Annotated in this window: 21 protein-coding genes; 4 read left to right on the plus strand and 17 right to left on the minus strand. The window is 43.3% G+C overall.

Translation table 11 applies throughout. From position 1 onward, the window contains the following. Positions 1–35 precede the first annotated feature (35 nt). The 3 genes from CHH60_RS04220 to CHH60_RS04230 form a co-directional block, all read right to left on the minus strand. On the minus strand, positions 36–1,676 hold the full coding sequence (locus CHH60_RS04220) for a response regulator transcription factor (RefSeq protein WP_095358069.1): 1,641 nt from the start codon (positions 1,674–1,676) through the stop codon (positions 36–38). After that, positions 1,673–3,352, minus strand: a complete 1,680-nt coding sequence (locus CHH60_RS04225; protein WP_255247822.1) for a sensor histidine kinase — start codon at positions 3,350–3,352, stop codon at positions 1,673–1,675. The genes CHH60_RS04220 and CHH60_RS04225 overlap by 4 nt, the downstream gene beginning before the upstream one ends. Before the next feature lie 468 nt (positions 3,353–3,820). After that, positions 3,821–4,822 carry an NAD(P)-dependent alcohol dehydrogenase gene (locus CHH60_RS04230; RefSeq protein ID WP_095358639.1) on the minus strand — a complete coding sequence of 334 codons (1,002 nt, stop codon included), beginning with the start codon at positions 4,820–4,822 and terminating at the stop codon, positions 3,821–3,823. A 262-nt stretch (positions 4,823–5,084) separates the two neighbouring features. On the opposite strand from CHH60_RS04230, the gene CHH60_RS04235 reads away from it, so the two are divergent. Further along, positions 5,085–5,618, plus strand: a complete 534-nt coding sequence (locus CHH60_RS04235; protein ID WP_095358071.1) for a GNAT family N-acetyltransferase — start codon at positions 5,085–5,087, stop codon at positions 5,616–5,618. A gap of 21 nt (positions 5,619–5,639) precedes the next feature. Further along, positions 5,640–6,458: a MerR family transcriptional regulator gene (locus tag CHH60_RS04240; protein WP_095358072.1), complete on the plus strand. Its 819-nt coding sequence runs from the start codon at positions 5,640–5,642 to the stop codon at positions 6,456–6,458. Between the two features lie 65 nt (positions 6,459–6,523). Here the strand turns inward: CHH60_RS04240 and CHH60_RS04245 are convergent, their stop codons facing one another. The 3 genes from CHH60_RS04245 to CHH60_RS04255 form a co-directional block, all read right to left on the minus strand. Further along, positions 6,524–6,712, minus strand: coding sequence for a hypothetical protein (locus CHH60_RS04245; protein ID WP_095358073.1), 189 nt, complete (start codon positions 6,710–6,712; stop codon positions 6,524–6,526). A gap of 37 nt (positions 6,713–6,749) precedes the next feature. After that, positions 6,750–6,977, minus strand: coding sequence for a small acid-soluble spore protein Tlp (gene tlp / locus CHH60_RS04250; protein WP_095358074.1), 228 nt, complete (start codon positions 6,975–6,977; stop codon positions 6,750–6,752). Between the two features lie 87 nt (positions 6,978–7,064). Beyond that, positions 7,065–7,901, minus strand: coding sequence for an AraC family transcriptional regulator (locus CHH60_RS04255; protein WP_095358640.1), 837 nt, complete (start codon positions 7,899–7,901; stop codon positions 7,065–7,067). Positions 7,902–8,040: 139 nt separating this feature from the next. Here CHH60_RS04255 and CHH60_RS04260 point away from each other — a divergent pair, with 139 nt between their 5' ends. After that, complete coding sequence (locus CHH60_RS04260; RefSeq protein ID WP_095358075.1) at positions 8,041–9,138, plus strand: glycoside hydrolase family 88/105 protein; 1,098 nt, start codon at positions 8,041–8,043, stop codon at positions 9,136–9,138. A gap of 304 nt (positions 9,139–9,442) precedes the next feature. Here the strand turns inward: CHH60_RS04260 and CHH60_RS04265 are convergent, their stop codons facing one another. From CHH60_RS04265 to CHH60_RS04300, 8 genes are all read right to left on the minus strand, one after another. Continuing rightward, a complete protein-coding gene (locus tag CHH60_RS04265; protein ID WP_095358076.1) occupies positions 9,443–10,315 on the minus strand; it encodes a YitT family protein in 873 nt (290 codons plus the stop codon). A 235-nt stretch (positions 10,316–10,550) separates the two neighbouring features. Beyond that, complete coding sequence (locus CHH60_RS04270) at positions 10,551–11,147, minus strand: YdeI/OmpD-associated family protein (protein ID WP_095358077.1); 597 nt, start codon at positions 11,145–11,147, stop codon at positions 10,551–10,553. A 17-nt stretch (positions 11,148–11,164) separates the two neighbouring features. Then, entirely contained in the window at positions 11,165–11,581 is a 417-nt protein-coding gene (locus CHH60_RS04275; RefSeq protein WP_095358078.1) for an SRPBCC family protein, read from the minus strand. Continuing rightward, positions 11,578–11,907 (minus strand): ArsR/SmtB family transcription factor, encoded by a 330-nt coding sequence (locus tag CHH60_RS04280; RefSeq protein WP_095358079.1) that lies wholly within the window; start codon positions 11,905–11,907, stop codon positions 11,578–11,580. Before CHH60_RS04280 ends, CHH60_RS04275 begins: the two co-directional genes overlap by 4 nt. Positions 11,908–12,227: 320 nt before the next feature. Next, entirely contained in the window at positions 12,228–12,734 is a 507-nt protein-coding gene (locus CHH60_RS04285) for a DUF6622 family protein (protein ID WP_095358080.1), read from the minus strand. A gap of 234 nt (positions 12,735–12,968) precedes the next feature. Beyond that, a complete protein-coding gene (locus CHH60_RS04290) occupies positions 12,969–13,634 on the minus strand; it encodes a response regulator (RefSeq protein ID WP_095358641.1) in 666 nt (221 codons plus the stop codon). A 5-nt stretch (positions 13,635–13,639) separates the two neighbouring features. Next, entirely contained in the window at positions 13,640–13,951 is a 312-nt protein-coding gene (locus CHH60_RS04295; RefSeq protein ID WP_176475973.1) for a sensor histidine kinase, read from the minus strand. Next, on the minus strand, positions 13,948–14,820 hold the full coding sequence (locus tag CHH60_RS04300) for a sensor histidine kinase (protein ID WP_176475974.1): 873 nt from the start codon (positions 14,818–14,820) through the stop codon (positions 13,948–13,950). Before CHH60_RS04300 ends, CHH60_RS04295 begins: the two co-directional genes overlap by 4 nt. A 191-nt stretch (positions 14,821–15,011) precedes the next feature. Here CHH60_RS04300 and CHH60_RS04305 point away from each other — a divergent pair, with 191 nt between their 5' ends. Next, positions 15,012–15,413 carry a transporter gene (locus tag CHH60_RS04305; protein ID WP_095358083.1) on the plus strand — a complete coding sequence of 134 codons (402 nt, stop codon included), beginning with the start codon at positions 15,012–15,014 and terminating at the stop codon, positions 15,411–15,413. Positions 15,414–15,479: 66 nt separating this feature from the next. Here CHH60_RS04305 and CHH60_RS04310 read toward each other — a convergent pair whose 3' ends face one another. The 3 genes from CHH60_RS04310 to CHH60_RS04320 are packed head-to-tail and all read right to left on the minus strand — an operon-like array spanning position 15,480 to position 18,030. Continuing rightward, positions 15,480–16,574 carry a GerAB/ArcD/ProY family transporter gene (locus CHH60_RS04310; protein WP_095358084.1) on the minus strand — a complete coding sequence of 365 codons (1,095 nt, stop codon included), beginning with the start codon at positions 16,572–16,574 and terminating at the stop codon, positions 15,480–15,482. Between the two features lie 13 nt (positions 16,575–16,587). After that, a complete protein-coding gene (locus CHH60_RS04315; RefSeq protein WP_095358085.1) occupies positions 16,588–16,815 on the minus strand; it encodes a hypothetical protein in 228 nt (75 codons plus the stop codon). Between the two features lie 12 nt (positions 16,816–16,827). Next, positions 16,828–18,030: a Ger(x)C family spore germination protein gene (locus CHH60_RS04320; protein ID WP_095358086.1), complete on the minus strand. Its 1,203-nt coding sequence runs from the start codon at positions 18,028–18,030 to the stop codon at positions 16,828–16,830. Positions 18,031–18,034 lie beyond the last annotated feature (4 nt).

The raw sequence follows: 18,034 nt of genomic DNA on the forward strand, positions 1-18,034 counted from the left end.
TTCGGAAACAAGGCTTAATCTATAAACGAGCAACTCTAGACCAGATCGGCAGGCGTACTGATTTTCCCTGTACTATACAGCTTGAACTCGGATGGAGTCATATTGGTATGCTTCTTAAACATTTCGCTGAAATAGCGGCGATGCTCGTACCCAAGGCTTTGAGCGATCTCCTGGACCTGATAATCGTCGATCAGCATCTCTTTGGCTCTCTCCATCCGCTGGTGAACAACGAATTGTTGAAAGGAAATATTCAGTACTTTTTTGAATAGATTCGAAAAATATCCGGGGCTGATATTAAACTCCTTGGCACAAACATCAAGGGATAAGTTCGTATGCAGATGTGCACATATATATTCTTTTGCCTGATAGATCAGTTTCGTAGATTCGTCGGATCGTTCATGTTCAATCCATGAACAAGCTTCAAGACATATTCCCTTTACCGTCTCCCTCATCAGCTGGAATGAAACATGACCTGAACGCCTTACTGCATTCCATTGATCTTCAAGCTTTTTTACCCGATCCGGTGAATAGTGCTCCGACATCACCCTACAGATTTTGGAGGATAGCTCATAGCATATGTTTTCGACTTGCTGCGGTTTCGGCAGGGGGTCCCGCTGTAATAGATCATTAAAAATCTGCTCCAAAATAAGCCGGCACTTTTCGCGATGACCGGAGCGTAAGGAGAATAGCAATTCCTGTTCCGTCGAAACCGTATAATTCAAGAGTGTTTTCTCTTCCTCCGAAGTGCTTATATAACTATTCATGCCATGGGTATAGAATTGATACTCCAGCGCATTTAATGCCTTTTGATACGAATCAGGCAGTTCATCAATCGCATCCACACAGGTTCCAACCCCAATGGAAATCGTTGAATGCGTGAATTGATACATGTTTGTTCGGCACGCTTCCGATATCCGTTCTGCCAGCTCGATGTCCCTGCAATTGATAAGACATACAAAACGGTTTAATGCCTCGCCAAAAACGACACCACGAGTGAAACCTCGAATCGTTTCCTCCAGAACATTTCGCAGACTGAAGCGGATGAGCTCTACTTCCCGCGCAGGCTGCTGTTTATATTTGTCCATGAAACGATCCAATTCCACGATAAAAAGATTGAAGTCCCTAGAATCAAGCTGAATGCCGAGAGTTTGCCATCTGAGATAGGCAGTCGTTGCATTGGTTCGATGATGAATCAAGAGAGACAGGTGTTCTTGTTGCAGAGCAGGCAGGCTTTGCATCATATTTTGTTTCAGTTCCAACACTTTGCTATGTTCCTGCCATTCCTCCAAATAAGCCTTCTTCGCCTTCAATACGACTTGCACAATCTCGTCGATCGAGAACGGCTTCTTCACGAAGTCAAATGCACCTAAACGAATGGCCTGTCTCGTAAATGAAAAATCCGTATATGCACTTAGGATAACGATTTTGGTGGAAGGAGATTTTTCGAGGATTTCTTGAGTCATGGCGAGACCATCCTTTTTGGGCATGCGGATGTCGGTTAGCACAATTTCGGGCCTCTTTTCCTGCACAAGGCGAATCCCTTCCACACCATCCAGTGCTGTACCAACCACCTCAATGTGATGCTCCTCCCAAGGGGGCTTTCGTGCGATCATATCAACCACGCTTCGAATGTCATCGATGATGCAGAGTTTTACCATTTGTTGTTCAAGGATCATGCTTCTACCTCCCCTTCTAGAATGGGCATCCATATTTCCGTTCTTGATCCTTTTCCAGGAAGACTGGTCAGTTTAATTCCGGCTTTTTCTCCATAAAAGAGGTTGAGCCGGTTTACAATGTTGTTTAGAGCATACCCTTTGTTGGTAATCCGAGGTTCCCGCATCCGCCTATATACTTGCTCAACATCCATTCCTGTTCCGTTATCCTCTATGATTAGATGTAATAAACGATCCTGGAGAGTGACATGCATTTGAATCCGGCCACCTGAGCTTATATCCTTAAAGCCATGTTGAATGCTGTTTTCAACAATGGGTTGCAGCAAAATTTTCGGCAAGAGTGACGTTAATAGCGAATCGTGAGTCACCGTAACTTCAAAATCGAACATCCCCTCGTAGCATTTTTGCTGAAGGAGGCAGTATTGTTTCACATGAAGCAGTTCTTCCTCAAGTGTATTCCAGTCTTTCCCTCCGCTTATACCTAACTGGAACATTTGAGACAAGGACATAATCATCTCGCTGACCTCATCATTTTCACCTAATATGGATTTGCAATATATGGTGTTAAGGGTGTTGTATAAAAAGTGAGGTTCCATCTGCGCGGTTAACGCTCGCATCTCTGCCTTCCTTTTCCCGGATTCACTGAGTCTGACATCATCGATGAGACGATTGATCTCATCCAGCATTCGGTTAAATTGGTAACCCACTTGAGCTACTTCATCAGTAGAACGGCTATTGAAGCGGACATTTAAGCGATTATCTTCTACCTCCTTCATGAGGCGCTGCAGCTTATAGAGTGGGTTTAACAGGAGTGCCGTCAATCGGGTGGATAAAAACCAGGTAAGAAGTAAAAAGAAAAGCATAATGAAAAAGGTGGTTCGTTTGACATTATTCATTTGCTCAAGCAGTTTATCCTTTTGCTGAATACCGAACAAACTCCAGTCATCCATAATGGAAGAACGGGTATAGTTCACCAGATAATCGGTATTGTCGAATGCATGAAAAAAGGAACCTTGTACGTCTTCAGATAAATTCATCAAAAGCATGCTGTCCTTCATCAGATTATGGCTGGAGGACCAAGCAGTCCGAATTACTTCCTCACCTTTTGAATCAATGACAAAGTAGTCACTGTCATCATTCAAGGAATGTTTGTTCACCGTACCAATCAATCCGCTCTCGTTCACGTTTACGACGATAAACACATTCGTATTGGAATTGTTATCTAGTGTTCCCTTCGTCACAAAGGATAGTGCGCGACTGTTACCGGTAAAAAACTTGTCAATGTGCCCCTTGATCCATATCCCCCCGTAGTTTTCCTTTACATCGTAATACATGCTGGACTCATAGAAGGAATGATTTTGCGTACGCCGCTGCGATATTGGATAAAAGTCTCCGATGGGTGTAGCAATAAGGATGCTGTCGATTAAAGGTTCATTAAAGGAGACTTGTGAGAATACATACTGAAGTTCGGACAAGTGAACATAATAGTTCGATATATCGTTGCTCTGTACATCCAGCATCATGTCCTTAAAGGCGTAACTGAACATAAGAGAACGAACCGAATTGGAGATTCCCGACAGCTTATCGTCCAAGATCTGGTTCGTTTTGTTTACCGTCTCTTGGCTGGATTCAAATGCGTTTTTTTGAATTTCCTTGGAAGCAATCCAATATGTCATCATGCCTACTGATGCTATTGCAAGCGTTATCATAATTAAGAAGGCGAATCGAACTCTTTGTTTAAATGAGATGCCATGAGCCCACCGACTGAACGTTCCGGGTTTGAATTGAATTCGTTTAATCAAACTTCATCAACCTCTCCTGATCTACAAGACTTCCCTTTCACCTTAAACTAATCGTTGCGAAAATATTGTACAATAGAATGCCATTTTAGCAACAGGTAAGTTTCCTCCAGAGCAACTTGGCCCCATGAACCTGTCCATACAGATAAAATCCTCCCAACATACAAATTTTTATTTGTTTGTACACGTTCAAACATTCGAAAGCAGTACCTAAAAAATAAAAAAAAGTCGCAGAAATCGCGACTTGGTCATTTTACTCTGCTATTAACTATGATGAAAAATCTCTTATAACATAAAATGCTTGTTTCCTGTCTTTTGAAAAAACGTTGTGACATCATACTGCCATCATTAATCATCATTTTTAGTTTTCTTCAAGCTGACAACAGCTTTTCCGTTTACCCTACCTTCTCCTAAGTCACGAATGGCCTGAGATGTTTCACTCAAAGCATACTCCCGATCAATACGTGGAGTAACCTGGCCTGATTCAACAAGTTCCTTCCAGATGGTCTGGTCTCCATGGTTCGGTTTATGGATAAGAAGAGTTAATTTCTTCTTTTCCAGCCAAGAAACGAACGGGCTCCATACTAAGTTAAGCAAGATATGCGGCATAGGGCCCCCGATCATGACATAGGTGCCCCCCTTCACTAACGCTCGCTTCAACGCAAAAGCAGATCGGTTGCCGACAACATCAAGAATCAAATCATATGCTGCTCTACTCGCTGTGAAGTCCTCTTTGGTATAATCCACAACGTCATCGGCGCCTAATTCAAGCAGCATATCCAGCTTCTCACCACGATCCACCGCAGTTACTTCTGCTCCCTGTAATTTGGCATATTGAATGGCGAACGTCCCAACTCCGCCCCCAGCTCCATTAATTAGAACATGTTCTCCCTTTAACAGGTTCCCATGCTTCCTAATTCCTTGCAGAGCTAGAACGGCCGCTTGGGGAATGGATGCTGCCTGCACATAAGTGATTCCCGCTGGCTTGGGAGTCAACGCCTTCTCATTCGCACACACATATTCCGCGAATCCTCCCCAGCCACAGCCGGACAAATCTCCGAACACCTCATCGCCCGGTTTGAATCGTTTGGCAGCGGGTCCCACCTTGATAACCCTCCCTGCAATGTCTGCACCAAGAATCGGGTAACGTGGGTGACGAAACGCACCTATGCGGTTAACAAATGGTTTCCCGCGAAGAAGATCCCAATCCCAGGAATTCACCGAAGTCGCATGTACTTCAATTAATACTTCATTGTCTTTCGGCATCGGAACATCTACCTCTTTTACTCGCAGGACCTCTGGCGTTCCATAGGTATCGTAGACCACCGCTTTCATTACTGCTGCATTCATTTTTGGGAATATTCCAGTGTCAGTCATCCTTATTTCGCTCATGGGCATTCTCCATTCAATAGACAATGTGTTTCGCCTTCAAACAACTGATACGCTTGGAAAAAAATGACGTTTCATTTTGAGGATGTAGATGCCGATTTAATGTATAGATTTGAAGTGTACCCTTTAGAACAGGTATTCCAGCTGGCTTGACTCTGGTATTGTACCAGGGTTTATCGTAATCCATAGCAGATATGGTTTTTACGAATCAGGAGGAATAATAATGTTTATTGATCCATTTGATCAAGTATTTGAAATTATGAAGCAGTCTTTTCCTGAATCAGAGTACCGGGAATACGCACACCAGAAGAGATTGCTGGCTAATCCACGTTATCACCTATTTACTGAGAAGAACGATCAAAATGAAGTGATTGGCTTCCTCGCTGGATGGGAGTTCGAAAAATTCAGGTATATTGAGAATGTAGCCGTCTCTCCAGCCATTCGCGGTGGCGGTATAGGCAGACGGATGATGGAACGTTTCATTAAGAAGTCGGATATACCCGTTGTATTGGAAGTTGAATTGCCTGAGGATGATCTGAAACGAAGAAGAATAGGTTTCTATAAACGACTGGGATTTCAATTGGAAGATTATCCGTATGTTCAGCCGGCTCTTCGTGAGGGGCAGCGTGCCTTGCCTCTTCAGATCATGAGTTATCCTGCCCCTTTGACTTCTAGTGAGTTTGAAACGGTTCGAAACGTATTGTATAAGGAAGTGTATGGCGCCTCCGACTCTTACGTGTACACATTGAATAGATAAGTGCAGATAGAAGGGAAAACCATGAAAAACGATTATAAAATCAATGAAATCGCAAAGCTCTACGGCATAGGTGTTGATGCGCTGCGTTATTATGAGAAATTGGGATTACTGTCTCCTGCGCAGGATAGCAACGGATATCGCCTTTATCGTCTTCAAGATATGTATAAACTGAATATCATCCGCGACCTGCGTCAGCTAGACTTCACCATGCAACAGATTAAAGCGTATCTGGATGATCAAAGTGTTGAAAATACGCTTGAATTGTTGTTCAAGGAACAACAGCTGATCCAGGCGCAGGTTGCCAAGCTTGAAATGAACCAGCAGATCATTCAGAGCCGAATCAAGGTACTGACCGAAGCGAGACAGATCAAGACAGGTGTTTTTACCATCAAAACCTACCCCAATAGACCTTGTCTGCAATGGAATACACGGATCACCAGGGATGAGGAGATGGATTATGCGGTTAAGAAGCTGCACAAGAAACATAATAGTCACGTGTTGGATTTTGGGAATCAGTTATACGGGGCATCAGTTTCTCTTGAAGACTTGAAGCAAGGTGTAAAAGATGTATTTAATTCCGTGTTCTTTATATTTAATTCGGATGAAGCAGAACGAATTGATCCAGATTATTCGCTGCCTGCAGGTGATTATTTGTCACTCTACTATCGGGGTCATTATCGTCAAAGTCACGAGAAAATGCTGGACGTGATTACGTATGCAAGCGAACAAGGGCTGAGCATATCTGGAGATCCTTTTGAAATTTATGAAATTGATAATCGGGATACCATCGTTTCCGATCAATTCTTGACGGAAATCCAGGTGAGAATCACAACCGAATAAAAGTAATGTAAAGAAACAAATAAGCCGATCCAATAATGGATCAGCTTATTTGCGGGGTTCATCTGTTAAGCACGCTTGTTCTCAACAGATTTCATGCGGTTTTGGTCGTCATCCTGCCGGTCATGACTGAACTCTTGCCCGGCTTCTACTTCGCTCTGCCCTGATACGCTTCGGGCAAAATTGGTGAACTGTCTTTTATGCTCGTCCAGCTCGTGTTTTTGTTTAAGAAGTTCTTGTGGATCCTGATTCGTCATCTGTTAACCCTCCTACAACACCGAAATAGTCTCCACATTATGAGTTTTGCTGATGCTTGGATTCATCTTGAATTTCTTCACGGAATCCGGAAATGCTATGTTTACGGCGCTCATTTTTTTCCTCAATCTGACCTTTTTCCCGAGCTGGAATTTCATCACCGAATTCTTCAAGATAATCCTCGGCTTCCCGGTAATTTTCGATTGTGTTTTGAACTGCATTTTGCAAATGCTGCACATTGTCTTCACGGTTATCCGGTTTGCTCATACATCTCACCTCCCCAAAAATGGAATCAGTGCTGTTTATTCGCACTACAGAAGTGTTCCATAAGAGAGCGAAGCTTATGCATGAAATTCAGTCTCCTTTCCTTCGATAATGCAATGGCGAATGGCCTGTGACGGCTTTGAATACCCGGCCGAAATGGGTTACACTCCCGAATCCAACCTTCCTCGCAATCAAATTGACCTTGAGGTTTGAGCTCTCAAGCTGCTTTTTTGCCTCCTTGATTCGCACACTGTTGACGTATTCTACAAAAGCGAATCCTGTCGCTTCTTTGAACGATCGACTCAAATAATAAGGACTGATATAGAACTGATCTGCCAGCAAATGAAGCGACAGTTCATCCATGTAATGGTCGTTAATATAACGGACAATTTCTGAAATACGCTCATGCATGGGACTTGGCGATGCCAGCGGTTCCGCATCATGCGGCTTGAAATGTCTACAGCACATGATAAGCAGCTGCACGGCAAGTGTCTGGGCATACAATTCGAAGCCGCTTCCTCGCTCCTTCATCTCCTGCATAATGGCTCTTGTGTGCATATCGATCAGCTCTCTACTGCGCAGGGAACCTTTCAATATCAAATAATCCCGCTGAAGCAGAGGTTGAAGCACTTCTTCATGGGAACCGTCCACCGAAAAATACTGGGCATGCATATTAATAATAAGCCGCTCATGCTTTGGCCGTTCCGCATTGGTCGTGCGATGAAGAACGTTGGGAGAAATAATAACCACGTCACCTTCCGCGATGGTAATCGTCCGGTCCTGAATGAAAAACTCCCGCTGCCCTGACATCAACACATAGATTTCATATGTGCTGTGAAAATGGCTTACCGGCATATGATGGCTTAATGCTTTTCGGTGGGATACCAGGAATGTACTCTCCGAATTTTCAAAGTATAGATTCCCCATCAAAGTCATGCTCCCTTCCGTTCCGTCCTGGATGTTTATATTATATCGCAAGAAATAAGAAGAAATGGGCATTTTCCGCAAATCATGTACATTATCTGTTGGTAAAATGGGAGTACAACCAACCAAGGAGGAAGGATACATGCAAACCACTTCATCTACCTTGACGCCAATTCAATGGGCGTTAAAAGCCTGTGAGGCCATTATGGATACATTCGAGCCGGAGCATCTTCCGCCAGACCGATTCCATTATCATCAGGGTGTCTTTTTATCCGGGATGGAGAAAAGTTGGCGACAAACCGGAGAACAAAAGCTCTATGATTACTTGAAAGGTTGGGTCGATAGTCAGATTCTGGAGGATGGCAGCATCAAAAAGTTTAAGTCTGACGAACTCGACGACATCCAGCCCGGTGTTCTTCTCTTCACTCTCTACGAACAGACGGGAGATGAACGGTACAAAAAGGCGCTTCACACCTTAGTTCCTCTCCTAAAATCCTGGCCCACTAATGCATCAGGCGGATTCTGGCATAAGGGACATTATCCGAACCAAATGTGGTTGGACGGTTTATATATGGCTGGACCGATCGCGGTGCAATTCGCCAAAACATTCGGTGAGAGCGATTACATCGATATGATGACCTATCAGGCGCTGCTTATGGAAAAGCATACAAAAGACCCTGTCACTGGCTTGCTCTACCACGGATGGGATGAGACAAAAGAAGCCAAATGGGCTGACCCTGTTAAGGGTCTTGCTCCGGAATTCTGGGGCCGGGCCATTGGCTGGTATCCGGTAGCACTGCTTGAAATGTTCGAATACATGCCTGAGGATCATCCGGACAAAGATAAACTCGTAACGATCGTACAGGATCTGCTGATAGCTCTGACCAATTACCAGGATCCCGCCACCGGATTATGGTATCAAGTCATCGACAAAGGAGATCATCCGGATAACTGGCATGAGAATTCCTGTACGGCTCTCTTTGCTCATGCCATTGCCAAAGCCGTTCGATTCAGCTATCTGGACCCTAAATATTTGCAATATGCATGGAAAGGTTACCAAGGCGTTATTGATACACTACAGTTTGACGAAAATGGAAACGTTATCATCGGTAATATCTGTATTGGCACGGGAATCGGCGACTATGATCACTATATTGCTCGGCCAACCAGTGAAAACGATCTGCACGGGGCAGGTGCCTTCATACTCATGTGTGTCGAGATGAATTTGGCAGCAAAATAGGTTAAACGCAAAGAAGACAGGGACAACAGTCTCTGCCTTCTTTATTTTCTTTTTGTCTGAAAAAGGTAAACCATTACGATATTAAGCGGTCCTTCCTGTCCGCTTCCAAAATGCTCTGGACGTTGCTTTTCAAATGCCTTTATTGAGGCTGCACAAACTTGTTTCTGTTTGAAGCGGATCGGAAGCCTGTAATTGACGTTTGAGAATAAAAAATATAAAAAGCAATAAAAAAAGGTCGCTAGAATTAGCGACCTTTTGTTGTATCTATGTTTATGTGTTTATGTCATGACATCATGCTTAAGTATTAGTGAATATCTTTCTTTTTGAAGCTGCCGCCCTTCACTTCTGCTACATCATACACAACTACAAAAGCATTCGGGTCAATTTCATGAATGATCTCTTTAATTTTGCTCTCTTCCATACGGTTGATTACACAAGTGATTTCTTTAAATTGTTCATTAGAGTATCCGCCATAAGCATCCGTATAGGTTGCTCCACGACCTAAACGGTCACGAATAGTTTCGACCATGATTTCGGGTTGATTGGTGATGATTTTAAACGTTTTGGAACCGCTCAAGCCTTCTTCAACGATATGAATCACTTTGGAAGCAATGAAATAAGCCAGCCCTGACAAGATGGCCCCTTGCAGACCAAACACAGATGAAACGACGATAAATACAAACATGTTTAGGAACAAGATTAGATCACTGGTACCAAAAGGAACTTTTCGTGATAGCAGTACTGCGAGCATATCTATTCCGTCCAACGCCCCGCCATTACGAAGTGCCAGACCCATACCGAAACCGATGATAATCCCGCCGACAACGGTAACCAGCAAGGTGTCCCCTTCGATAATTGTAGGTACATGGTGCATCAGACTGGTACTTACTGCGAGTGAAGCAATACCGATAATGGAATAGAGAGCGAAGCTTTTACCTATTTGCTTATATCCCAGCCACACAAAAGGAATATTGATTATACCGATCAGCATCCCCAGCGGCAATCCAAACAATTGTGAACCAACGATACTCAGACCCGTTACACCACCGTCCGAGACATTGTTGGGGATCAAAATGGCTTCAAGCCCGTATGCCGTAATAAAAGCCCCGATGATGATCAATACAACTTTTGAAAAAATTCTTGCCTTATTCGATTTTGCTTTCTTTCTTTGATGCATTCAATTTCCTCCTTGGATAAGAACTCATAAAATATAGTTTATATTAATAATCACCAACTTGACAAATTTTTCGCATTAGTTATGACTGTTAGTATTGCTTTTTTTCGTTCTTGTTACCCGTTGTATCCCCTGACAAACCTTAAAAGTACAGTCATGAAATTTTTAAAAAAAACACAAAAAAGCCGCTATATCAGCGACTTATGGTGTGACGCATTTTATGCCCACAAACACTCAATTACTTGTCATTAAGCCCTTTCCCATCAATGATATGCGGGATGTACTTTTCGACTCTCGACTCTCGGGTCTTGGATTGTTTGGGTGAAGAAAAATGCATGATATATGCTCTCTGGCGTCCTGGTGTCAGTCCTTCGAAAGCTGTTTTCAGATCGGGTATCTCAACAAATTTGTTGGCTAATTCCTCAGGCAGGATATACTCGTCATGCTTTTTTAGTTCAACTTGCAGACCCGCTTTCTCAATCTGAACGGCTTCCTCAATATAATCCTGGATGATCAACTGCATTTCTTGAATCGTCTGAGCATTGGTGAACCGAAGCTGACGTGCTACCTGCACATTCTCCGTTTGCTGAATCAGGATTCCATGAGGGTCTTTTAGCAGCGCCCCTTTGTGAAACAACAGGGCACAATACTCCTTAAAACCATGGATTAAAACGATATTTTTGCCGTCCAAAGTGTAACAGGGATGCATCCACTTAAAATCTTCTGTCAGCCCGCAATCCAGAACGATCTCCCGCAGCAGCTCGAATTCTTCTTTCCAGTTCTTCAGCTTGTTGAAATAGGGATCAATTTTTGTATTTCTCTCACCTTTTAACATCGATGTCCCTCCTTAGATTATGCCAGAAGCTTCTCAAGCCCTTCGCACCATTTACTCCAGCCATACTTGGCACCAGCCAGTGCTTGAGGATTGGAAATTCCGGTTTGTTCAAGGTGAAGGTTTACTGTACCGTTTCCTAAATCTTGTAATGTCCACGTAACCGTATGTTTCTCTCCGCTTTCCCAGGTATAGGAGAGGCAATGTGGTTCTTCTACGATCAGGACTTCTCCTTTAATAATTCCGTCCCAGTACTCCGTTGCCTGCGTTCGAAATTGAAAACGGTGACCAACCACTGGTTTGAAATCATTCTCCATTCCTTGACCGGTATGAATGTTGGCTACCCACTTGGCAAGCTTGCTTGAATCCGTTAAGGCTGACCAGAGCTTCTCGACCGACGTCGCATACTGATAGTCCAATTCCAATGTTAAACTCATTCTTCTTCCTCCTTTAATAGTTGGTCCAGGCGCATCATATTTATACTCCAGAACTTGCTGTAGAAAGCCACCCAATCTTGAACTTCTTGTAATGGTGAAGCATTGAGCCTATACCTCGTTTCCCTGCCGACTTTTCGGTCAACGACCAGATTCGCCTCTTTAAGAATGGACAGATGCTTGGATACCGCTGTCCGTCCCATTTCGAATTGTGAGGTTAATTCATGAAGCGGTACCTCCTCTTCTTCGGTTAACATCTGCATCAACCGGCGCCTGGTTGGATCTGCAATGGCATCAAATACATCACGTGATCTTTGGTTCTCACTCACGCCACTTCCCTCCAATCTGCTGTATCGGAACACGGATGATACGGAGGATTTGTTTTTAATGTCGCTATATATTTTTGTGAAATGTTCTAATCAGACACCTTTTGGTGTCGAATTGATTATATGACACCAAAAGGTGTCGTGTCAACACCATTTAAAAATTAGCCTATGAGTGGCTTCTTTCTCGGTTCACAGCAAATTTCCAAATAAAAAAACACCTCATATGAGGTGTTTTTACGTTTCTCCAGTTAGTCAATGGGTCTTTTGTGAAAGGAAAGTCTATGTTCTGAACGATGCTTATTGATAATTGCTCCCAACAATATTTACGCTACTACTTTCGAATTCTTTATTTCTGATTTGATAAGAATGGTATACACTATTCCTCCAAAGAACAAACCGACAGTTAATCCGTTCGCAGAAGAGTATACCACGTGGAAAAGATCACTGTGATAGAAGACCAGCATGACATTCAGACCATACTTAACTACAAAGTTAAGCAGGACGATCACCAGAGGAAGATAACTTGTCTTCTTATAAAAGGTTGAATTTTTGATATAAAATGCTTGAAAGTTTTTGTTCAGGACGTATCCAATCAGAAAGCCAGGAACGATAAAGATAACATAACTCGTTAAGGTTAGACCGATATGAGAGAATGATGTCGTTATGGTCCACAGACCCCATATCATGAATATTAATGGGGCAACAAACATCTTGGCCATGTTAACCGCTCTTTCCTGTGAATTTTTTATGCCCAGTATAAATAAAGCCACTAAGAGCATCCATACCCAGGTTGGTGTGTTTACAATAATCTGTTGGACTGTGATGTTCATTATATTTCCTCCTATTGTCATCTCATGCACTTATGCAATGAAGTTTTTTTGAACTTATAATTCAATAGTAAAGAATTTTATGATACCCCACATCCACTTAGCGATTGATTTTGGTTTTGCAATAGCTCTATCTAGAGATATACATGTCACCAGTCAACCTGACTTTTGTCATAAAATCAATAAAGACCGGCTCAACTCTCGCCGGTCTTTCTATATATTGCTTTACTTCACTGGTCACTCTACCATCCCTGTTCGTATTGCCAAAACGACAGCTTGAGTACGATCTTCAACTTCAAGTTTTTGGAGAATGCGATGGATATGAGTTTTGACTGTACCTTGGGAGATGTATAGAATTTCAGCAATTTCAGAATTACGGCGGCCGTAAGACATTTGTTGCAGCACATTTAACTCGCGTTCTGTCAGCAAATCTGACGAATTCGTTACTTGCCCTGATTGTATGGGTTTTCCATCACTATAGATAGCTTCAGCCAGTGCTTTGCTGGCCGTTGGTGTCCTGAAGATCGCATTCCCTTGAAATGCCCAGCGTATACCTTCAAGGATTTCCTTCATATCCGTGTCCTTTAACAAGTAACCTACTGCGCCAGCTCGTATACCTTCGATAACATAGGTTTGCACATCAAAGGTGGTTAAGAGCACTATTTTAATTTTTGAATTATCATGCAGAATTTTTTGAGTTGCTTCAAGCCCCGATGAATGCGGCATCTGAATATCCATTAATACAATATCGGGACTCATTTCCATTGAAATGTGGTAAGCTTCGTTCCCATTGCTCGCTTCCCCCACGCATTCCATATCACTTTGAGAATCTATGATGTATTTTAACCTTTGTCGGATAAAAGGTTGATCATCAGCAAGCACAATCCGAATTACATCTTTCATAAACATTACTCCTTCTCTTCCACAATAGCTATACGCTCAACAGGGAGCATAACTTTTACACGAAAACCATGTGGCTCGACTGATGAAATAGAAACATTTCCGCCCCACTCTTCACATCGCTTTATGATTCCATTTAACCCATAACCCAAATGTCCTGCTCCTCCCTTTTCAGTTCTGCCATTATCTGTGACTGTAAGTTGTATTCTGTCACCAGCTTCATCAATATCAATCCAGGCCTGATCTGCATCTGAATGACGAAGGATATTGGTTAACGATTCTTGTAGAACTCGATATAGCACAATACTCGTTTCAATCAAAACTCGGATAACTCCGAGTTTTGATTGAATTTGAACTGCACGGAAGATCTACCTTGTGTCTGAGAGACCAGGCCTTTGAGTGCAACGATTCCCAAGCCCATTTCGTCGTTGGTCCATTCCTTAACAGCTACTCGTACTTCGGCCATGGCTTGACGGGCAATGCCAAGTAACTGGTTGATGGAATCCGAAGCCTTTTCAGGTTCAGTTACATGCATAATCTGTAGCGCCTGCAATTGTACGATTAGTGATGTTAATTGATGGCCGAGTCCATCGTGAATTTCTCTTGAAAGTCTTGTCCTTTCTTCCAACGCTGCATAACGTATCGAATGTACAGTCGCTTCCTGAAGCTCCTTATGAGCTACCTCCAGCTCCTGATGTGCTCTATCTAGTTCTTTAAGATGAAGAGTTGTCAAAAGATGAGCATCTCTTCGAATTTTGATACTTCGAGCAACAAGCATCACGCCAAGCAGTCCTAAGATCGTACTCAGAGACAACGTATTTACCCAAGCAATACAAGATAACGTAATTAAGCCCATAATCAGCGAAACACGGGGATACACTCGATTCATCAACAGGATAATAAAGTAAAGCGGCCATAGTAATGTGGTATGTGGTGAGTCAAAAACATAGTGGAGAACAAGAATAATCGAGATGATCATCATTGAAACAACATAATACTTCACTTCATTCCACCACGTTGTCTCCGCCCAGATTAAGACCATGTACAGCAACAATACAAGAAACCCACCAATTAAGCTGATGGCAGCCTGATTGGTATATTCATAATAGTAGGATAATGCCAAGAGCAAAGTTCCTAGTATACGAATCAAATTGATGTATAATTTCTCTTCCTTCAATGTAGATGCCACGGAAAACCTACCCATCTAATGAATTGCCCAGCAATTAGATACTATACGTTAAGCTCAATACTCAGGACAAGAGTGTTGATTCCATAAAACCGAACAGCCTACAAAATTTCGGCATCCATGGGCTTCAACCCATTCCCCTGTTCAAGTGCCTACATACAATACCTTAGACTAATGAACAGGAGTGATGATGTATGACATTTTTACCTCCCTTTGGACCTGGTGGTGGGTTTGGTGGACCAGGCGGTCCTGGTGGAATTTTCGGACCTGGGTTTCCTGGAGGCCCTGGAGGTCCATCAGGTCCTCCCCCGTTCCCCGGAGGTGGAGGCGGTGGACCGCAAGGTGTGCAGCCCCCTCCCGGACCGCCTCCTTCATTTGTTCCACAGCAGTCGCCTTCATTATATGCGGTAGATCCAAGAGCAATATCCGGGTGTCTGTTCCGCTACACTTATATTTGGCCGAATCGCGGTCCCGGTTTCTGGATGTACCCGGTATTTGTCGGCAGAAATTCGGTAGCCGGCTTCCGCTGGACTGGATTCTTCTGGGTGTACAGCGGCATTGACCTGCAGCGGATTAGCTCCTTCAGCTGTTTCTAATACTTAAACACCCTGATTGTGGTTATCTGCACAATCAGGGTGTTTTACATTGAATCCAGGGTCTTGCTACTTGTTGATAGACTCCAATGGACCCTTCATTTTACTAATCGACCAGAGCACGATTGGGAACCCAATGCCGAAGATCATGGCGTAGTAAGGCCAAATCTGATTTATTTCAATGATATATGAAACGTTGGGCCAGATAAAATCAGCCATGGCCAACACCATCAGTATCAAAGGAATGAATAGTGAATTCATGCTTCGAAGACGAAAAGCTTCTGCAAGCCCTTCTGCTGAAACATATAGAAGCAATGCAAGTCGAAAGAAAATCGTAACGAACCAAACAATGGCAAGGATGATTTCAAATCGCTGAAGAAACTCACCAATACTAATCGTCCGATCAATAAAAAAAGTAGGAAACGTCAAGTCCGCCACGACACCAGCGCTGATCACAGCGATGATCTGCATAACCATGAAAAAGTACATAGCTCCGCTAATCAGAGCACTTACGATCACCGATTTTCTCCACTTTTTCGGATCAGGGAAGTGATGGGCAAAGAAAAGAAACAATACCGCCTCCAGATAAGGAAAAGCAAACAGATTAATGGATGCGAGAACGACAGGCTTCAGTCCGTTTTCCAAAACAGGAAGAAGGTTTTTGAAATCTGCATCCGAAAAAAGTGTGATCCTAACCAACAAGTATAGGGCCAGAAGAAAAAAGATAAGAATCTCCGCACAACGCCCGATAACAACCGGACCCGAGCGAACTGCAAAATAGACTGCCAGGAGCATAATAAAATATACGGCATCATAAGGAGTTTCGGGCATAATGGAGGTCGTGACAAAGTCTCCCAGATTTCGAAGTGTCATGATGCACTCCAAAAAGGGAAAGGCAAATATAAAAATTATACTTATGGTCCCGCCCAAGGGACCAAAGACATTTCGGAGATACTCAACGAAGGTTCTGCCCTTCATTTGCCTGACGATGGAAGTGTATAACGGTATCAAAAGCAAATGAAATGCCAGGGAAATCGGAACAGAAAGCCAAGCATCCTGTTTAGCAACAGAAGTTATCGCAGCTGGAAGCACCAAATATGCACTTCCGATCTGATACAACACAAACCATGTGATGGCTTGTCGAACAGTTAACTTGCTACCCACTCCCGTCCCCCCTTTAAGATAAAATACTTGCAATGTACTGACTTACCGGTTGAAATATCATCCGGATACCCGCTAACGGACTCGGTAGTTCAACGTGTCCGATTTTCAGAACGATCAATATCGCTCCTGCGGCGAACAAAATGGAGCTAACTACCATTTCACGCACATGGTGCTTCTCCTTCAATTGACGAAACTCATAAAACATGGTCAGGATCGAGATGATAAGTACCGCATACAGCATATACATTCACTCCTAATGTTGCGGTTCAGCGTCGATGGGATTGGTGATTTTCCCAACCCGGTTTAAATGGAAATGAATATCCAACTTGACCTCAAGCTTTTGAAATTTCTGCTTCCAATCCCCTCTCCATTGGTGCCACTCACGAGGGAATCTTTGATGAAAGGCTTCCCCGAATCCGAATATGTCGGAGCCAATCTGCTGCGCTTTTTCAATACCTTCCTTCAGGATCTGTTCTTGTTCTTCTCTGGCTGCTGCCTGAAACTCATTAAATGTCTTCTCATCCTTCAGGTCAGCATCACATTCAACCTCTCCGATGTTCGCTTCTGTTTCCACGACAAGAGAGATACTCGGTTCACTCTCTTTTATTTCCGGATTAATCCTGACGTTGTTACGTATGATTTCAAAAGCAAATTTCCCTTCTGAGTTTGGGCATCCGATGGAGGCTACAGAACTGGAAACACGGTTTGATATGTAGGTAAACGCCTTGCTTTTGGATTCTTCTATCCAGCCGATCAGACGGTCTCCCTGAAAGACACCAATGCCGGTAAATAAATAATTCGCATGTTGTGGTGACTTGGTCACATTATCCACATTCAATCCTTTGTCCAGATTGTTCAGTCGAATGCCAGTCAAGACCGGCTCAATGCCATCTTTCTTTAGACGCTGCAGAATGTCTTTGACATTGACCGCGGAAGTGGGTGCCCATGTCTTTTCAGACACATTAAGAGCTTTATACATATCCATTGCAGGTAAAACCTCGGTTGGAGCCACAAACGTAACCGCATCCTTAGCCGAACTGCCTCTGACAACAGCCAAATGAAAATCAGGCCGCACTTCATGATCACGGAACAGAAAATCCAGCGGCTTCTTGATTCCTTTTTTTGCTGTATCTTCGTCAAAGATTACAAACTTTAGATGAGACAGATACATCTTCCTTGATGATTCCGTCGTGAGTTTTCGGAGGGCCTCAAACAGCGTGTTTGCACGGCTGGAAAAAACGATTGTAGGTGACCGTTCCATCGCCCGATTACGAGACATTTGAGACGGATCAACCACTTGCAGACTGATCTCATACTGGCCATCTACGGTATCAATACCCATAGCCATCACAACGGATATTTCGTTTAACTCCTTACTATTCCAACAACCCGTAACAATGACCATAAGCAAGATGCACACTAGCAATGTAGACATGGTGGATCGGTACGAGTTCATTGGC

This window comes from Paenibacillus sp. 7523-1 (assembly GCF_002276415.1).
Lineage (GTDB): Bacteria > Bacillota > Bacilli > Paenibacillales > Paenibacillaceae > Paenibacillus > Paenibacillus illinoisensis_A.